The sequence below is a fragment of the Streptomyces sp. NRRL B-1140 genome (assembly GCF_001280065.1).
Classification (GTDB): domain Bacteria; phylum Actinomycetota; class Actinomycetes; order Streptomycetales; family Streptomycetaceae; genus Streptomyces.
Genome location: NZ_LGEA01000036.1, coordinates 155799 through 172829, shown reverse-complemented (window position 1 = coordinate 172829; position 17031 = coordinate 155799). Strand labels below are relative to the sequence as shown.

Sequence of the window (17031 nt, the reverse complement as noted above, 5' to 3'; positions counted from 1 at the left end):
TACAACGGCTGCACCCGTAGAGCGAAACTACCATGGCAGCTCAGGGGCCCCGTCCCCTCCCACTTCCGGTGAACACGGCCCCGGGGTCTACGCTGCCAGCCACGTCCGGCAGCTCAGGGAGGCGTAGTGGCGCAGGTGCCGCAGACATTCTTCGATGCTCTCGCGGTGCGCACCTGGTGCGGTCTCGCGCTGGAGACACTGGGGCGGGCGCGTGAGGAGATCGACGCGATCAACGTCTACCCGGTGGCGGACGGCGACACCGGCACCAACCTCTATCTGACCGTGGAGTCCGCGGTCGCGGCCGTCGAGGCGGTGTTCGCGGGGCACGCGGCGGGATCCGACGCCACAGGAGGCCCGGGCGCCACGCGCTCGGGTGCCACGGGCTCCGAGGGCCCGACGCTCGCCGACGCGGCCCGGGCGATGGCGCACGGTGCGCTCATCGGCGCCCGCGGGAACTCCGGGACGATCCTCGCCCAGCTGCTGCGCGGCATGGCCCAGGTACTGGCCGAAGGCGAGATCGCCCACGCCGACGGCCGGGGGCTGGGGCTCGCCCTGCGCCGCGCCGCCGACTCCGCCCGCCAGGCCGTCGCCCATCCCGTCGAGGGCACGGTCCTCACCGTCGCCTCGGCCGCCGCCGACGCCGCCGGCGGTGCGGAGGGCGACTGCGGAACCGTGGCCCGGGCGGCCTACGAGGGAGCCTGCAGCGCCCTCGCCGAGACCCCGGGCCGGCTGCCCGTCCTGGAGCGCGCCGGGGTGGTCGACGCCGGCGGACGAGGGCTGGTCGCGGTGCTCGGGGCGCTGGTGGAGACGTTCACGGGGGAGAAGGCGAAGGGCCCGCGCCGGGACCCCCACGCGCGCGTGCATCCCGCCGCGGGCCTCCTGCCCGGCGACGGCGTCCCGGGCGAGTGCACGGACGGCGCCGCCGCCCCGTCCGGCGAGGAGGGGCCCGCCTTCGAGGTGATCTACCTCCTGGACGCCGAGGACGCGGCCGTGGAGCGGCTGCGGGAGCGGCTCGACGCCCTCGGGGACTCCCTGGTCGTGGTCGGCGGCGACGGGCTGTGGAACGTCCACGTCCATGTGGACGACGCGGGCGCGGCCGTCGAGGCCGGCATCGAGGCCGGGCGGCCCCACCGCATCCGCATCACCCACTTCGGTGCTGGCGACGTGCACACCACCGGCGCCGAGCGGCCGCCCCGGGAGCGCGCCGAACGGGCGGTCGTGGCCGTCGTACCCGGCGAAGGCCTGGCCGGGCTGTACGCCGAAGCCGGGGCGACGACCGTGCTCGCCCGCCCCGGGGAGCCGCCGGCGAGCGGCGAGCTCGTCCAGGCCGTACGGCGGGCCCACGCGCGCGAGGTCGTGCTGCTGCCCAACGACGCCGACCTGCGCCACACCGCCGCCGCGGCCGCCGAGCAGGTCCGCGCCGAGGGCATCCGGGTGGCCCTGATCCCGACCCGATCGGCGGTCCAGGGCATCGCGGCGCTGGCCGTCCACGCACCGGACCGCCGCTTCGACGAGGACGTCGTGTCCATGACCTCGGCCGCCGGCGCCACCCGCTACGCCGAGGTCACCGTCGCCGAACGGCAGTCCTGGACGATGGCCGGCATCTGCCAGGCCGGTGACGTCCTGGGCCTGATCGACGGGGACGTGGCCCTGATCGGCTCGGACGTCGCGGTGACCGCCGAGACCGTCCTGGACCGCATGCTCTCGGCCGGGGGCGAGATGGTCACCCTGGTCCTCGGCGACGACGTGCCCGACACCGTCGCCGAGCGTCTGGAGAACCGGGTCCGCGAGGGGTACCTCGCCGTCGACACGGTCCTGTACCGGGGCGGACGGCAGGGGGCCCTGCTCCTCATCGGCGTCGAGTGAGCGGCGGCGGTCAGTCCTCCGACGCGAGGCGGAGCATGTGCTCCGCCTCGGCCCGCCGGGCCCTCACCGTCGAGCGGCCTTCGCCGTCACTCCCGGTCGCCGCGTCGCCGTCGGCGTCGCCGTGGCCGTCGTAGGCCGACAGCACCACGCGCGCCCGTACCCTCGCGTCGGCCGGGCGGTCCAGCTCGATCTCCAGCCAGCCCGCGGTGAGTTCGGCGCCCGTGCGGTGGTGCAGGGCGCCCTCCCCGAGTGAGGCGAACACCTCGGCGGCCCGCTGCAGCCGCCTCAGGGCCTCCTCGAACACGGCCCGGACAGCGGGGCCTTCGGAGCCCTCGGAGACGGACCGGGTCAGCAGGTCGGCGAACTGCCGGTGCGTGTCGCCGAGTTCGACGGCCGCCCGCTGCCGGGACTCCTCGTCGGACGCCTCCTCCCGTGCCGTCTCGCACGCGTGAACTGCTTCCGTCATCAGGGCACGTGCCTCGTCCGCGCCGCCCTCCGTCTCCAACGCCAGCCAGGCGCGGGCGCGCAGGGAGCGGATCAGTCCGGGGGCGTCGCCGAGCGCACGCCACAGGTCGCCCGCGCGGGCGTAGGCCCGGTCCGCCTCGACGGGCAGTCCGGCCTGCCCGAGGGACTCCCCGGCCAGGTGGGCGAGGGTCGCGTGGTCGTGCTGCTCGGGCCAGTGCCGGGCGATCCCGGCCGCCCGCAGACGATGTTCCGCGGCCGCGCGGTGCTCGCCGAGCTCGCTCACGCAGTCGCCGAGCCACCACAGCGTCTGCACGAGAGCCCCGTCGCCGTGCGTCTCGGCGGTCAGGTTGAGCAGCGCCGACTCCAGCACCTCCGCGGCCTCCGCCCACCGCCCCTGCCGCAGCAGGAACCCGCCCAGTTGCTGTCGCGCCCAGGCACCCAGGGTCGCCGACTCACCCGCCTCGTCGGCCCAGTGGGCGGCCTCCAGGGCGTGCCGGGCGGCCTCCACGGCATCACCCCGGCCGGCCACGACCTCGGCGAGCTGGAGGTACAGCTGGGCCCGGCCCGGTGCCTCCAGGTGCGCTCCACCGTGCTCCAGGGCCGCACGCAGCGCCCGCTCGGTCTCCGCCGCGTCGCCGAGGTGGTGGGCCAGGGTGGCGAGGCGGGCCTCGTACTCCACCGCGTACCACGGCAGTCCCGCCGCGACGAACGCCGCCGCGCCCCGCGCGAACAGCTCCGCGGCCCTCTCCAGGTCCCCGGCGAGCCCCGCCAGCTCCCCGAGCATCGCCCGCGCCTCGGCGACCCGCGCGGCCAGCCGTACGTCCTCACCGGTCCGGCCGTCGACGAGCGCGAGAACCTCACGGACGGCCGCCTCGGCCTCGGCGAGAGCGGGCCCGTCGCCCTCGCCCTCGTGCGCCCGGCGGGTCAGGATCCGCGCCCGGCTCATCACGACGGACGCCGTCTGCCGCATCCCCGTGCCCTCCGCGGCGTACAACGCGAGGATCTCGTCGTACAGGCCGGTCACCGCGGCGACGGCGCCGTCCACGTCACCCGCGAGGGCACGGACGTACGCCCCCCGCGCGCGGGCCGCGAGTGCCTCGCCCGGGTCGCCCGCCTCGGCGTAGAGGTCCGCGGCCCGCTCGAAGAGCCCGGTGCCCTCGGGGCCGAGGGACATCGCCTCGTGGTCGGCCATCTCGGCACGGTCGCGCGGGTCCAGGTCGGAGCCTTCGGCGGCCTCGGCGGCCGCCGCCCACGCCTCCACCGCGTTCGGCCGCAGGGTGTCCGACAGCCGCCGCGCCTCGGCCAGCAGGGCGGGCAGATCCGGCTGCCCGGCGGCGCGGACCGCAGCGGCAGGCGGAACGGGCGGAGGAGCCGGACGCACCGACCGCACGCCCAGCGGCAGCCGCTGCGCGAGCGGCTGCCGCGCCATGCGCGCGCGTGCCCGCTCGCTCACGTACGACGTCCCGTTGCGCTCGTCGAAGCGCGCCGCCAGGGCGAGGGCCTCGCCGCGCGCGTGCACCCCGAGTTCACGGGCGGTCCACTCCCGCCCGGCCGGACCCGGCACCTGCCGCTCGCCCAGCCCGAGCCCGGTCAGCCGGTCCATGAGCAGGGCCACCACGCTCAGGAAGTCCAGCCTGCTCTGCGGATGCCCGTCGTCGGTGAAGTACGCCGGCCGCTCCGCGAGCAGCTCAAGGCCCCGGGCCTCGTTGCCGGTCAGCGCGCAGAACTCCACGTGTTCCGCGTACGCACCGCGCATGCTCTCCATCGCCCGGACGAGCCGGAAGCCCCGCAGGTGGTTGGCCCGGGCCTCGTCCGGGCGGCCCAGCCGCAGCAGCGGCACGAGGGAGGACGCGAGGGCCGTGTGCGGCTCGTGGGCACAGGTGTACTCGCCCTCCAGCACCGGCCGCCACAACTCCAGCGCCTCCGCGTCCCGCCCCAGCTCCGCCTGCCACCAGCCCTGCCCGTGCAGCTCACAGGCGTGACAGTCGGCCATGGTGTCCCGGTCGGCGGCCAGCCAGGCCGCGTACGCCCGCTCAGCCCGCGCCACGTCCCCGATGTGCGCGGCCACACTGTGCTCGGCGCTGCGCACGGCCCGCTCGGAGTGCCCGGCGAGCCGGTAGCGGTGCTCCATCTCGCCGAGCCACTTCTCGATCGACGCGAGCGGGATGTGCGGCTGGTCGAGCATGCCGGCCGAGACCCACTTGAAGACCCAGTGCAGGGAGTGGGTCTCGTACTCGTCGAAGTCCTCGGGCCGTTCGTCCCACAGGCGCAGCAACCGGGCGAAGGGGACGAACATCTTCCCCTTCTCGGAGCTGTAGTTGTAGACCTTCAGCTGGTGCCCGAGCGCCTCGATCACGGCGAGCGGGACGTTCAGCTTCTCGGCCGCTTCCAGCAGCTGCTCCGCGCGGGCGTTGCGGGCCGGCCCCTCCGGCTGCCCGGAGTTGTCCGCCATCGCCTCGCGCAGGGCGTCGAAGTCCGTGATCTCCGTCATGCCTGACCGTCCTCGCTGTGCGTGGCCCACTCCAGGAGGCCGATGAACGCGCGGTTGAGCAGCGCCGAGTCGGTCGGCCTCAGCGGCCGCTGCGCCATCAGCAGGGCCTGCCCGTACAGAGACTCGGTGGCGGTGCCGATCAGCTCCGGGTCGGGCAGCGCGCCGATCCGACGCACCAGGGGGTTGAGATGGTTGAGCACCAGACGCGCGCGGGGTGCACTGCCGCGCAGGGAGCCGAGGATGCCCGCCCACAGGTCGTCCGCCCGCTCCTCGGCGTCCGCCCGGGCCTGCTCGTGCCGGGCGTCCCGGTCGTCGAGGTGCAGCGCGGGCACGGAGAGCGGGTGGAAGGCCCGCAGGACGACGTCACAGCCGAGCGGGTCCAGCCGGGCCCGGGCCGCCGCCAGGAAGCCGGACAGGGCCAGCTCCTCGGCCGGGTCGACCGCGTCCAGGTGCGCGGTGACCGTCTCCCCGTCCAGCTCGGCGACCACGGTGCCCGGCCGCACCGACGGCAGCGCCTGCACCAGCTCGCTGTCGTAGGTGTAACCGCCGTTGACCACGCCGATGCCCTGGGCGGAGGCGATCGGCGCGACCTGCCGGTACTCCTCGACGGTCCGCGTGAAGTGCACCACCGGGTGCCGCTGCGCGAACTCCTCCAGGGACAACCGCCCGTCGGTCGTCTCGAACGGCAGCCACGGCAGCATCGTGCGCAGCATCTCCCGGTCGTGCCGGGCCAGCGACTTCACGCCCAGGTGGTGCACCGACAGGAACGCGGCCAGCCGTTCCGGATCACCGGCCGCCAGCCCCGTCAGCCAGGCCCGGATCCGCTCGCCCAGCGCCTCCCGTACGGCCGCCAGCGTCTCGTCCTCGTACAGCGACTCGCGGGACGCAGTGGGCCGCAGACTGTCCGTGTCGAGCACACAGCGCACGAAGAACGCCCAGTCGGGCAGCAGCTGTTCGGCCCGCTCGGTCAGCAGCATGCCCTTGAGGTGCACCCGGTGACCCGCGCGCCGGGCCGGGCTCACCGCCGACGGCAGCACGTACGCCACCCCGCGGATGCCGGCCAGCGGCACGGACAGGTCGATCGTGTCCAGCGGGGTGAAGCCGAACAGGTCGTGGCAGTGCCGGGCGAGGGCCACGCGGCGGGCGGCCGGGCCGGGGTACGCACGGTCCCAGGGCGCCGGGAGGCCGGTGACCGCCTCGCCGCCCACCCGGACGTCGTACGGCAGCAGCGACCCGAAGTCCCGGGCCAGCGCCTCGACCCGTTCGGGCGCGAGCCACTCCGCGGCACCCGCCCTGGCCACCAGGTGCACCGTCGTGCCCGGTTCGGGCCGCTCGGCGTCCGGCAGCGTCCGCACCGTGTACGAACCGTCGTCGGACGCCGTCCACTCCACCGGCGGCGCCCCGGGTGTACGGGCGCTGCGGCTGACGACCCGGATCCGCTCGGCGACGACGAAACAGGCCAGCAGTCCGATGCCGAACTGCCCGAGGAAGTCGGACCGCGCCTCTTCCAGCCCCTCGGCCCGCTTGGAGCTGCGCCCGATGGTGGCCAGGAGGCTGTGCACGTCCGCCTCGGTGAGCCCCACGCCGGTGTCCTCCACGCGCAGGGCCCCGCCCTCGGCGTCCAGCCGGACCCGGGCAGGGGCGTCAGGCTCGTCCACCAGCCGGGCCGTGACGGCGTCCACCGCGTTCTGCAGCAGCTCGCGCAGATAGACCTTGGGGCTGGAGTAGAGGTGGTGGGAGAGCAGGTCCACCAGACCACGCAGGTCGACCTGGAACGAATGAGGTGACGGGGGCGAATGAGGTGCCGGGGAGGGCTGTGAGGTCTGGGAGTCCATCATCACGGCGCCGGTGGGGGACTCGCGACGGCGCGGGGTAGGGCGGTCCCGGTGGGGCGGTGACCGCGAAGAGGGCCGGGAGCGCGTCATCCTAAGGCCCTGACGAGCCGCCTGACCAGGGGTTTCCGGGATCTTTACGGCGGTACGGCCGCGGCCTGGAAGCCATTGTCAGTGGCGTGGTGTGCAATGGATCTCGTGCCCGCACTGGAAGAACCCCTGCGACAGCCGCTGAAGTCGGTGCTCGGCCCCGCCACCGCCAAGGTGATGGCCGAGCACCTCGGCCTGCTCACCGTCGGCGACCTCCTGCACCACTACCCGCGCAGATACGAGGAGCGCGGCCAGCTCACCCACCTCGCCGACCTCCCCATGGACGAGCATGTCACGGTGGTCGCACAGGTCGCCGACGCCCGCCTGCACACCTTCGCCTCCGCCAAGGCCCCGCGCGGCAAGGGCCAGCGCCTGGAGGTCACGATCACCGACGGCAGCGGCCGGCTCCAACTGGTCTTCTTCGGCGCGGGCGTCCACAAGCCCCACAAGGAACTCCTGCCGGGCACCCGCGCGATGTTCGCCGGCAAGGTCTCCGTCTTCAACCGTCGCCTGCAACTCGCCCACCCAGCCTACGAGTTGCTGCGCGGCGACCCGGAGGAGTCCGTCGAGACCTGGGCGGGCGCCCTGATCCCGATCTACCCCGCCACCGCCAAGCTCGAGTCCTGGAAGATCGGCAAGGCGATCCAGACGGTCCTGCCCACCGCCCAGGAGGCCGTCGACCCGCTCCCGGACTCCCTGCGCCAGGGCCGCGGCCTGGTCCCGCTCCCCGAAGCCCTCCTCAAGATCCACCGCCCGCACACCAAGGCCGACATCGAGGACGCCCGCTCCCGCCTCAAATGGGACGAGGCCTTCGTCCTCCAGGTAGCCCTGGCCCGTCGCCGCCACGCGGACGCCCAACTCCCCGCCGTGCCCCGCAAGCCCGCCCCCGACGGCCTCCTCACCGCCTTCGACGCCCGCCTGCCCTTCACCCTCACCGACGGCCAGCAGCGCGTCTCCCGCGAGATCTTCGACGACCTGGCCACCGACCATCCGATGCACCGGCTGTTGCAGGGGGAGGTGGGTTCCGGGAAAACGATGGTCGCGCTGCGCGCCATGCTCGCCGTGGTCGACGCCGGCGGTCAGGCCGCCATGCTCGCGCCCACCGAAGTGCTCGCGCAGCAGCACCACCGGTCCATCGTCGAGATGATGGGCGAGCTGGCCGAGGGCGGCATGCTGGGCGGCGCCGAGCAGGCCACCAAGGTCGTGCTGCTCACCGGTTCCATGGGGGCGGCCGCCCGGCGGCACGCCCTGCTCGACCTCACCACCGGCGAGGCCGGCATCGTCATCGGCACCCACGCGCTGATCGAGGACAAGGTGCAGTTCCACGACCTGGGCCTGGTCGTGGTCGACGAACAGCACCGCTTCGGCGTCGAGCAGCGCGACGCCCTGCGCGGCAAGGGCAAGCAACCGCCGCATCTGCTGGTCATGACCGCCACGCCCATCCCGCGCACCGTCGCCATGACCGTCTTCGGCGACCTGGAGACCTCCGTCCTCGACCAGTTGCCGGCCGGCCGCTCGCCGATCGCCAGCCATGTGGTCCCGGCCGCCGACAAGCCCCACTTCCTGGCCCGCGCGTGGGAAAGAGTCCGCGAGGAGGTGGAGAACGGCCACCAGGCGTACGTCGTCTGCCCCCGCATCGGCGACGAGGAGGACGACCCGAAGAAGTCCGCGAAGAAGAAGTCCCCCGAGGACGAGGCGGAGAAGCGCCCGCCCCTCGCCGTCCTGGAGGTCGCCGACCAGCTCACCAAGGGCCCCCTCCAAGGGCTCAAGGTCGAGGTGCTCCACGGCAGGATGCACCCCGACGACAAGGACGCCGTCATGCGCCGCTTCGCCGCGGGCGAGACCCATGTCCTGGTCGCCACGACCGTCATCGAGGTCGGCGTCAACGTCCCCAACGCCACCGCCATGGTGATCATGGACGCCGACCGCTTCGGCGTCTCCCAGCTCCACCAGCTGCGCGGCCGCGTGGGCCGCGGTTCGGCTCCCGGCCTGTGCCTCCTGGTCACCGAGATGCCCGAGGCGAGCCCGGCCCGCCAGCGCCTGGGCGCGGTGGCCTCCACACTCGACGGATTCGAACTGTCCCGCATCGACCTGGAACAGCGCCGAGAAGGCGACGTCCTGGGCCAGGCCCAGTCCGGAGCCCGGACCTCCCTGAAGGTCCTCGCGGTCATCGAGGACGAGGAGATCATCGCGGAGGCGAGGGAGGAGGCGACGGCGGTGGTGGCGAACGACCCGGAGCTGACCAACCTCCCGGCCCTGCGCACGGCCCTGGACGCCCTCCTGGACGAGGAGCGGGAGCAGTACCTGGAAAAAGGGTGAGGGGGACCGACCTTCTCTCAGGGACGCGGGGAACTGCGCGACCAGCCACAATGAACCTGAAGCCGCCCACGACCAAGGACCACAGATGACCCGCGTGATCGCCGGCACAGCCGGCGGACGTCGACTCGCCGTACCCCCCGGCACCGGCACCCGCCCCACCTCCGACCGCGCACGCGAAGGCCTCTTCTCCACCTGGCAATCCCTCCTCGGCGGCCCCCTGGACGGCGAACGCGTCCTCGACCTCTACGCCGGCTCCGGCGCCGTAGGCCTTGAGGCTCTCTCCCGAGGCGCGAGCCACACGCTCCTCGTGGAGGCCGACGCGCGAGCGACCCGCACGGTCCGCGACAACGTGAAGAACCTCGGACTCCCCGGCGCCGAGGTCAGATCGGGCAAAGCGGAGCAGATCATCCGCACCCCGCCTCCCGGCGACCCGTACGACCTCGTCTTCCTCGACCCCCCGTACGCCGTCACGGACGACGATCTTCGGGAGATCCTCCTCACACTCCGTACGGAAGGCTGGCTCGCAGAGGAAGCCCTCGTCACCGTGGAGCGCAGCACCAGAGGCGGTGAATTCCGGTGGCCCGAGGGTTTCGAACCCCTCCGGGCCCGTCGCTACGGCGAGGGAACGTTTTGGTACGGTCGCGCCGCCTCTACGTGCGAAGACGCACGATGACCGGACCGGAGAGCGAGGGATCACAAGTGCGCCGCGCCGTATGTCCCGGGTCGTTCGACCCGATCACCAACGGACATCTCGACATCATCTCCCGCGCCTCCAGGCTGTACGACGAGGTCTACGTCGCGGTGATGATCAACCAGGCCAAGAAGGGCCTGTTCGAGATCGAGGAGCGGATCGACCTGATCCGCCGGGTCACCGCCGAGTACGGCAACGTCCGCGTGGAGGCCTTCCACGGCCTGCTCGTCGACTTCTGCAAGCAGCGCGACATCCCCGCCATCGTCAAGGGCCTGCGCGCGGTCAGCGACTTCGACTACGAACTGCAGATGGCCCAGATGAACAACGGCCTCTCGGGCGTGGAGACCCTCTTCATCCCCACCAACCCCACCTACAGCTTCCTGTCGTCCTCCCTCGTCAAGGAAGTCGCGACCTGGGGCGGCGACGTGTCCCACCTGGTCCCGGCCGAGGTCCTCGAAGTCCTCAACGAGCGTCTGCGCAAGGACTGACGGGACTGGGGACTACAGTCGTCCCGTCCGTCTCCAACGCATCTGTAGAGAGTGGCGAGCACACGGTGGACGTGCAGAAGAAGCTCGACGAGATCGTCTCCGCGATCTCCGGCGCCCGGTCCATGCCCATGTCGGCCTCGTGCGTGGTCAACCGCGCCGATCTGCTCGCGATGCTGGACGAGGTGCGCGCGGCGCTGCCCGACTCCCTCGCCCAGGCCCAGGAGCTGATCGGCGGCCGCGAGCAGATGGTCGAGCAGGCCCGCCAGGAGGCCCAGCAGATCATCGAGAGCGCGCACGCCGAGCGCGGGTCGCTGATCTCGGGCACCGAGGTCGCCCGCCGCTCCCAGGCCGAGGCCGACCGGATCCTCGCCGAGGCCCGTCAGGAGGCCGAGGAGATCCGCGCGGAGGCCGACGAGTACGTCGACTCCAAGCTCGCCAACTTCGAGGTCGTCCTCACCAAGACCCTGGGCTCCGTCGGCCGCGGCCGCGAGAAGCTCCTGGGCACCGGCCCCGGCACCGACGAGCAGGGCTACGAGGACGAGGACGCCCCCGAGCGCAGCCACGACCCGCAGACCCAGCGCCGCAGCGCCGACGAGTACGTCGACGTCAAGCTCGGCGCCTTCGAGGCGGTCCTCGCCAAGACTCTGGAGGCCGTCGGCCGCGGCCGGCAGAAGCTGCACGGCAGGATCGCCACCGACGACCTCGGCTCCCTCGCCGACGACGCGAGCACCGTCCAGCACTCCAGCGACGCCGACTACCTCGCGGACCTGGCCGCCCTCGCCGAACAGAAGCCCCCGGCCGGGCAGCCCGCCCAGCAGCAGGACTACGCGCAGTCGCAGCCGGCGTACGCCCCGGCCGCCGGCTATGCCCCGGCGGGAGAGGCCCCCGTCCAGCAGCCCGACCCTTACGGCGGCTACCAGCAGCAGGCCTACGCGGCCCAGCAGGACCCCTACGGCTACCAGCACGCCGATCCGTATGCCTATCAGGGCTACGACCCCCAGCAGGCCGCCTACGACCCGAACCAGGTCCAGCAGCAGCCGCAACAGGGCCACCACGCCCAGCAGGGGTACGCCCTCGACGAGACCAGTCTCTTCGACACCGGCATGATCAGCGCCGAGCAGCTGCGGGCCTACGAACAGGGCCGCGGTCAGGGCTGAGCCCCGGATTGGGCCGAGAGCGAAAGGTCCAGTATCCTGGCTCTTCGGTCGCGTGTACGTCCGCGATCAACGCTGCCCGGGAACAACGAAGGGCAGCGTCCCCCCAGAGCTCAGCAGACCGAAAGTTGGAATGGCCCTGAACGCCCGCCTCGACCACCGCAACCCCCTCGTGTTCGACACACACGAGCTGGGCCGGCGGCCTGGTGCGCTGCAGCGCCTGACCCGCACGGTCGACGCTCCCAAGGACTTCGGTATCAAGGGAGTCATCGGAGTGCCGGAAGGCGCCCCGGTGGAGCTCGAACTCCGCCTGGAGTCGGTCATGGAAGGGGTGCTCGTCACAGGCACCGCCCGTGCCGCGGCCGAGGGGGAGTGCGTAAGGTGTCTGGAGCCGCTCGAGCAGGAGCTCGAAGCGGAGTTCCAGGAGATGTTCTCGTACCCTGACGCCGACGACCGGGGCCGCGTGATCGCGGAACCGGGCGACGACGCCGAGGACGACGAGGACAGGCTCTTCCTCGAGGACGGCTTGTTCGACCTCGAGCCCGTGCTGCGTGATGCGGTGGTGCTCGCACTGCCGATGCAGCCGGTGTGCCGGGAAGACTGCCCCGGGCTGTGCGCCGAGTGCGGCGCGCGGCTGGCGGACGACCCGGAGCACCACCACGACGCCGTCGACATCCGTTGGGCGGCATTGCAGGGACTCGCCGGCACCATGAAGGACGGCGAGAAGGACGAGATGAGCGGCGCTGACGCGGAAGCGGGCGTCGACGAGAAGCAGGAGAAGTAGCCGTGGCTGTTCCGAAGCGGAAGATGTCGCGCAGCAACACGCGCCACCGCCGGTCGCAGTGGAAGGCTGCGGTCCCCACCCTGGTTGCGTGCGAGCGCTGCCACGAGCCCAAGCAGCAGCACATCGCGTGCCCGTCGTGCGGCACCTACAACAAGCGCCAGGTCCTCGAGGTCTGAGCGGCTGGTGAGAGGCACTGTGTCCACGCCTAAGAACAAGTCTTCCCGTGCGAGCGGGAGTGCTCCGGCGGACAACCAGGCCTCGTCCCACACGCTTCTGGAAGGGCGGCTCGGGTACAAGCTCGAGTCCGCCCTTCTGGTGCGCGCACTGACCCACCGGTCGTACGCATACGAGAACGGCGGTCTGCCGACCAACGAGCGCCTGGAGTTCCTCGGGGACTCCGTCCTCGGCCTCGTGGTCACGGACACGCTGTACCGCACCCACCCCGACCTGCCAGAAGGCCAGTTGGCCAAGCTGCGGGCCGCGGTGGTGAACTCGCGTGCGCTCGCCGAGGTGGGCCGCGGGCTCGACCTGGGCTCCTTCATCCGGCTCGGCCGGGGTGAAGAGGGCACGGGCGGCCGGGACAAGGCGTCCATCCTCGCCGACACCCTCGAAGCGGTGATCGGCGCGGTCTACCTGGACCAGGGACTGGACTCGGCGGCGGAGCTCGTGCACCGCCTGTTCGATCCCCTGATCGAGAAGTCCTCGAACCTCGGAGCCGGCCTGGACTGGAAGACCAGTCTCCAGGAGCTCACCGCGACCGAGGGGCTCGGTGTCCCCGAGTACCTGGTCACGGAGACCGGTCCCGACCACGAGAAGACCTTCACTGCTGCCGCCCGCGTCGGAGGCGTCTCGTACGGCACCGGCACCGGCCGCAGCAAGAAGGAGGCGGAGCAGCAGGCCGCCGAGTCCGCATGGCGGTCCATCCGTGCCGCCGCGGACGAGCGCGCCAAGGCGGCGAAGGACGCCGAGGCGACGGCGACGGCCGCAGCTCAGGCCGCCCAGACGGTCACCGACGGCAGCGCCGGCGGCTGACCGCCCGCCGCCCGCACCCGGGCGGCACACAGCGCACCCGAGCGCCCGCCCCTGCCCGGGGCGGGCGCTCGCGTCATCCACAGGTCCGTGACGGGGGAGCCCATGCCCGAGTTGCCCGAAGTCGAGGTCGTGCGGCGCGGTCTCGAGCGGTGGGTCGCCCACCGCACCGTCGCCGAGACCGAGGTGCTGCACCCGCGCGCGGTACGCCGCCATCTCGCCGGCGGCGACGACTTCGCGCACCGCCTCAAGGGCCACCGCATCGGCGTCCCCAGCCGACGCGGCAAGTACTTGTGGCTGCCCCTGGAGGACACGGACCAGTCGATCCTCGCCCACCTCGGCATGAGCGGTCAGCTTCTGGTCCAGCCGAACACCGCGCCGGACGAGAAGCACCTGCGCATCCGTGTCCGCTTCACCGACACCCTGGAGACCGAACTCCGCTTCGTCGACCAGCGCACCTTCGGCGGCCTCTCGCTGCACGACAACACCCCCGAAGGCCTGCCGGACGTCATCGCGCACATCGCCCGCGACCCGCTCGACGAGCTCTTCGACGACGAGGCCTTCCACCGGGCGCTGCGCCGCAAGCGGTCCACGATCAAGCGGGCCCTGCTCGACCAGTCGCTGATCAGCGGTGTCGGCAACATCTACGCGGACGAGGCCCTGTGGCGCGCCCGCATCCACTACGAGCGCCCGACCGCGACCTTCACCCGCCCCCGCACCCTGATGCTCCTGGGGCATGTACGGGACGTGATGAACGCGGCCCTCGCGGTGGGCGGCACCAGCTTCGACAGCCTGTACGTCAATGTGAACGGCGAGTCGGGCTACTTCGACCGGTCGCTCGACGCGTACGGACGCGAGGGCCTGCCCTGCCGGCGCTGCGGCACCCCTATGCGGCGACGGCCCTGGATGAACCGGTCGAGCTACTACTGCCCGAAGTGCCAGCGGCCGCCCAGGATCACGCCCTAGCGGAGTCGTACCGCTCGCGGGCGGCCAGCACCTGCTCCATGCTGCCCTCCACGCAGTGGATCAGGGCGAGCAGCCGCTCGGCCACGTCCCGCCCGAGCGGTGTCAGTTCGTAGTCCACCCGGGGCGGGTTGGTCGGCTGGGCCTCACGGTGGACCAGACCGTCACGCTCCAGGGCCTGCAACGTCTGGGACAGCATCTTCTCGCTGACCCCGTCGACGCGGCGGCGCAACTCGTTGAAGCGCAGCGACCCCTCGTACAGGGCGCCGAGCGCGAGGCCGCCCCAGCGGCCCGTGACGTGCTCCAGCGTGCCCCGCGACGGGCAGGCCTTGGCGAACACGTTGAAGGGGAGGTCGTCGAGGCCCTCCGTGAGTCCCTGGGTGGTGGTCATACGACCAGCGTACGCCAGCGCAGCGCTAACCAATAGGTTGCACTAACCACAAGTTAGCGCCAGTGTGCTGCGGCTTCTCAGGCCGGCCGGTGGCGTCAGCAGGGCCTAGTATCCGAAGTTCTGCGTCCACCAGGGGCCGCCGGAGCCGAACTCGACTCCGACGCCCAGCGTCTTGAAGTCGCAGTTCAGTATGTTGGCGCGGTGGCCGGGGCTGTTCATCCAGGCGTCCATCACGGCTGCGGCGTTCGCCTGGCCGCGGGCTATGTTCTCCCCGCCCAGGTTGGATATCCCGGCCTTCTCGGCTCGGTCCCAGGGGGTGCGGCCGTCCGGGTCGGTGTGGTCGAAGAAGCCCCGTGCGGCCATGTCCTCGCTGTAACTCTGGGCCAGGTCGGTGAGAGCGCTGTTGGCCGCGACCGGGCTGCAGCCCACCTTGGCCCGCTCCTCGTTCACGAGGCTGAGCACCTGGGCCGCGGCGGCCGACTCCCCGGACAGGGCGGCGGAGGCGTTGGGGGTCCTCGGCGCCTTCGTGGCCGTACGGGAGGGCGTGGTGTCCGGCTTCTTGCTCGGGGTGGCCGTCGGCTCCTTCTTCTCCGGAGTCTTCTCCTGCGTCTTCTCGGGCTTCTCCGGCGTCTTCGGCGTCTTCGTCGGCGCGGCCGAGGTCTTCGAGGCGGACGGCGAAGGCGAGGCGGAACGCTCGGCGTCCCGGCTGGTGGACGTCTCGTCCCGGCTCTCGGCGCTGCCGGCGGTGCCGCCCTGCTCGATCGGGGCGTTCGTCGGCGTGTCCCCGGCCTGGACCTTGTCGGCCCCGCCGCCCCCGCCGAGCTTGTAGTTGTCGAGGCCGGGCACCGCGCCCGTGGCGACCGCGACCGTGCCGAGGGCGACAGCGGCGGAGACGCCGAGCAGGCCGGTGCGCACCGGCCGGGCGGCCTTCTTGCGGCGGCGGTGGGAGCCGGCGCGCCGGGATCGGCCGTCGGGGGTGAAACCGTCGGAGCCGAAACCGTCGCTCGCGAACACGGCCGTGTCCGTGAAGCGGTCGCCGGCCGCGGAGGCCTCCGCCCCGAACAGATAGGCCTCGCTCCTGGCGCTGGTCTCGGCGTACGCCTCGGGGTTCAGATAGGGCGCGATGCCCATCGTCGGGGCGTCGTCCGCGGTGGGGTACAGCGGATCGTGCCCCTCCGCGAAGCCGTCGGCGTGGGTGATTCCCGTGGCGCGGCCCGTGGCGGCGCGGCCGGCGTCGGAGCGTCGGTGGCGTCCCATGTCCTGGCCTTCCTCGTCCTGGCGGTCGACTCGTCCTCGAGATCAACACCAAACTCACTCGATCGTGTGAGTTTCATATGAGATTCGTTGAGGGGGGACGGTACCGCATGGCGCAAGTGGAGGAAGTGCCCGGAGAGAGTTTGGGCGGTTAGGTTGCAGTCATGAGCGAGGATGTGCGACTGGTCGCCTGGGTGCGTGGACGCGTCCAAGGTGTGGGTTTCCGCTGGTTCACGCGGGCCAAGGCATTGGAGATCGGCGGCCTGAGTGGCTTTGCTCTCAATTTGGGCGACGGCCGTGTCCAGGTGGTCGCCGAGGGCGGGCGCGAGGGCTGCGAGGGCCTGCTCGAGTGGCTCCAGGGTGACGACACGCCCGGCAGGGTGGACGGCGTCACCGAGATCTGGGACACACCGCGCGGTGGGTACGACGGCTTCGCCATCCGCTGATCACGCCCGCCGGGCCGCTTCCGAGGCGGCCTCCGGGCGGCGTACCGACGGCCACCCGGAGAGGAAACTCCCTGGTGATTGCCGGAACCGCTTGCCTTGGCACGCTCCACACGCAAGGATGATCGCCACGCCCCGAGGGCCCCGCAGAAGCCGCAGTACGGCCGTTCCAGGCCGCGCGTGCCTGGGCCGCCCCCCAATACGGGGCGTGATCGTGTTGACCGTCAAACTTTTTGGTGAGACGCTGAAAGCCCCGCGCACCTTAGCTGTTTGGCATGGCTGAACGGCAGTACAACTCCAGGCCCTGCCAAGACTGCGGGTGCGAATCCCTCACGACCCACACCGCAGCGGTCGGTCACGCATTGTGGAGGACCATCCATCATGGCAAAGGCGCTTCTCGGTTACGTCGGCGGCTCCGACCCGCGACTCCTCGCCGAGATGCGACGGCTCCAGCAGCGCGTCCAGGACCTGGAATCCGAGCTCGGACGAATCCAGGCTGAGAACGAGGCGCTCACGGCTGCCGCTTCTCACGACAGGATCATGGAGAGCGTTGACGCACACCAGGCGGAGCCTGCGCTCACCTGATCACTGCACCGCTCCACAACAGCACAGCAGTGGTTGGGCCGCCCGTCACAACCGCCTAGTTGTCAGAAGTGCAAGGGACGCCCTGTCGGCGTCCCTTCTTTCTTGCCCCCGCATCCTTTCACCGTCTTTAACGTCTGATGTGCCCTGAGCGTTCAGCGGCGAAACCGCGGGTTCATGGAGTGAGAC

The 17031-nt window shown here is 72.1% G+C and carries 15 protein-coding genes; 11 read left to right on the top strand and 4 right to left on the bottom strand.

Features of this window, described 5'->3' with window-relative positions:
* The first annotated feature begins 126 nt into the window (after positions 1 to 126).
* Positions 127 to 1866 carry a DAK2 domain-containing protein gene (locus tag ADK65_RS06065; protein ID WP_053668763.1) on the top strand — a complete coding sequence of 580 codons (1740 nt, stop codon included), beginning with the start codon at positions 127 to 129 and terminating at the stop codon, positions 1864 to 1866.
* A 10-nt stretch (positions 1867 to 1876) separates the two neighbouring features.
* Here ADK65_RS06065 and ADK65_RS06060 read toward each other — a convergent pair whose 3' ends face one another.
* Positions 1877 to 4822 carry a hypothetical protein gene (locus tag ADK65_RS06060; RefSeq protein WP_053668762.1) on the bottom strand — a complete coding sequence of 982 codons (2946 nt, stop codon included), beginning with the start codon at positions 4820 to 4822 and terminating at the stop codon, positions 1877 to 1879.
* Positions 4819 to 6657, bottom strand: a complete 1839-nt coding sequence (locus ADK65_RS06055; protein ID WP_053668890.1) for an HSP90 family protein — start codon at positions 6655 to 6657, stop codon at positions 4819 to 4821. Before ADK65_RS06055 ends, ADK65_RS06060 begins: the two co-directional genes overlap by 4 nt.
* Before the next feature lie 186 nt (positions 6658 to 6843).
* Here ADK65_RS06055 and recG point away from each other — a divergent pair, with 186 nt between their 5' ends.
* The 8 genes from recG to mutM all read left to right on the top strand — a co-directional run bounded on the left by recG (position 6844) and on the right by mutM (position 14175).
* Positions 6844 to 9063: an ATP-dependent DNA helicase RecG gene (gene recG / locus ADK65_RS06050; RefSeq protein WP_053668761.1), complete on the top strand. Its 2220-nt coding sequence runs from the start codon at positions 6844 to 6846 to the stop codon at positions 9061 to 9063.
* A gap of 85 nt (positions 9064 to 9148) precedes the next feature.
* Entirely contained in the window at positions 9149 to 9736 is a 588-nt protein-coding gene (rsmD, locus tag ADK65_RS06045) for a 16S rRNA (guanine(966)-N(2))-methyltransferase RsmD (RefSeq protein ID WP_053668760.1), read from the top strand.
* A 26-nt stretch (positions 9737 to 9762) separates the two neighbouring features.
* On the top strand, positions 9763 to 10242 hold the full coding sequence (gene coaD / locus ADK65_RS06040) for a pantetheine-phosphate adenylyltransferase (protein WP_053668759.1): 480 nt from the start codon (positions 9763 to 9765) through the stop codon (positions 10240 to 10242).
* A 65-nt stretch (positions 10243 to 10307) separates the two neighbouring features.
* Complete coding sequence (locus ADK65_RS06035) at positions 10308 to 11399, top strand: ATP synthase F0 subunit B (protein ID WP_053668758.1); 1092 nt, start codon at positions 10308 to 10310, stop codon at positions 11397 to 11399.
* A 130-nt stretch (positions 11400 to 11529) separates the two neighbouring features.
* The gene (locus ADK65_RS06030) at positions 11530 to 12180 is read left to right on the top strand and encodes a YceD family protein (RefSeq protein WP_053668757.1); all 651 of its coding nucleotides are present in this window, start codon (positions 11530 to 11532) and stop codon (positions 12178 to 12180) included.
* A gap of 2 nt (positions 12181 to 12182) precedes the next feature.
* The gene (rpmF, locus tag ADK65_RS06025; RefSeq protein WP_003951102.1) at positions 12183 to 12356 is read left to right on the top strand and encodes a 50S ribosomal protein L32; all 174 of its coding nucleotides are present in this window, start codon (positions 12183 to 12185) and stop codon (positions 12354 to 12356) included.
* Positions 12357 to 12363: 7 nt separating this feature from the next.
* Positions 12364 to 13212, top strand: coding sequence for a ribonuclease III (gene rnc / locus ADK65_RS06020; RefSeq protein WP_078955828.1), 849 nt, complete (start codon positions 12364 to 12366; stop codon positions 13210 to 13212).
* A 102-nt stretch (positions 13213 to 13314) separates the two neighbouring features.
* The gene (mutM, locus tag ADK65_RS06015) at positions 13315 to 14175 is read left to right on the top strand and encodes a bifunctional DNA-formamidopyrimidine glycosylase/DNA-(apurinic or apyrimidinic site) lyase (RefSeq protein ID WP_053668755.1); all 861 of its coding nucleotides are present in this window, start codon (positions 13315 to 13317) and stop codon (positions 14173 to 14175) included.
* On the opposite strand, the gene ADK65_RS06010 is transcribed toward mutM, so the two are convergent.
* A complete protein-coding gene (locus tag ADK65_RS06010; RefSeq protein WP_053668754.1) occupies positions 14165 to 14563 on the bottom strand; it encodes a winged helix-turn-helix transcriptional regulator in 399 nt (132 codons plus the stop codon). The two genes, mutM and ADK65_RS06010, sit on opposite strands and share 11 nt — an antisense overlap.
* 105 nt (positions 14564 to 14668) lie before the next feature.
* Positions 14669 to 15820 carry a CAP domain-containing protein gene (locus ADK65_RS06005; protein WP_053668753.1) on the bottom strand — a complete coding sequence of 384 codons (1152 nt, stop codon included), beginning with the start codon at positions 15818 to 15820 and terminating at the stop codon, positions 14669 to 14671.
* A gap of 161 nt (positions 15821 to 15981) precedes the next feature.
* Between ADK65_RS06005 and ADK65_RS06000 the strand changes: the two genes are divergently transcribed.
* Both ADK65_RS06000 and ADK65_RS05995 read left to right on the top strand, forming a co-directional pair.
* Positions 15982 to 16263 (top strand): acylphosphatase, encoded by a 282-nt coding sequence (locus tag ADK65_RS06000; RefSeq protein ID WP_031108009.1) that lies wholly within the window; start codon positions 15982 to 15984, stop codon positions 16261 to 16263.
* 378 nt (positions 16264 to 16641) lie between these two features.
* On the top strand, positions 16642 to 16845 hold the full coding sequence (locus tag ADK65_RS05995; protein ID WP_030852030.1) for a hypothetical protein: 204 nt from the start codon (positions 16642 to 16644) through the stop codon (positions 16843 to 16845).
* Positions 16846 to 17031: the final 186 nt, after the last annotated feature.

Bases quoted from the DNA above. Each gene is read 5' to 3' on its own strand.
- ADK65_RS06060 (WP_053668762.1), bottom strand. From the start codon at position 4,822: ATGACGGAGATCACGGACTTCGACGCCCTGCGCGAGGCGATGGCGGAC.
- ADK65_RS06055 (WP_053668890.1), bottom strand. From the start codon at position 6,657: ATGGACTCCCAGACCTCACAGCCCTCCCCGGCACCTCATTCGCCCCCG.
- recG (WP_053668761.1), top strand. From the start codon at position 6,844: ATGGATCTCGTGCCCGCACTGGAAGAACCCCTGCGACAGCCGCTGAAG.
- rsmD (WP_053668760.1), top strand. From the start codon at position 9,149: ATGACCCGCGTGATCGCCGGCACAGCCGGCGGACGTCGACTCGCCGTA.
- ADK65_RS06030 (WP_053668757.1), top strand. From the start codon at position 11,530: ATGGCCCTGAACGCCCGCCTCGACCACCGCAACCCCCTCGTGTTCGAC.
- mutM (WP_053668755.1), top strand. From the start codon at position 13,315: ATGCCCGAGTTGCCCGAAGTCGAGGTCGTGCGGCGCGGTCTCGAGCGG.
- ADK65_RS06010 (WP_053668754.1), bottom strand. From the start codon at position 14,563: ATGACCACCACCCAGGGACTCACGGAGGGCCTCGACGACCTCCCCTTC.
- ADK65_RS06005 (WP_053668753.1), bottom strand. From the start codon at position 15,820: ATGGGACGCCACCGACGCTCCGACGCCGGCCGCGCCGCCACGGGCCGC.
- ADK65_RS06000 (WP_031108009.1), top strand. From the start codon at position 15,982: ATGAGCGAGGATGTGCGACTGGTCGCCTGGGTGCGTGGACGCGTCCAA.
- ADK65_RS05995 (WP_030852030.1), top strand. From the start codon at position 16,642: ATGGCAAAGGCGCTTCTCGGTTACGTCGGCGGCTCCGACCCGCGACTC.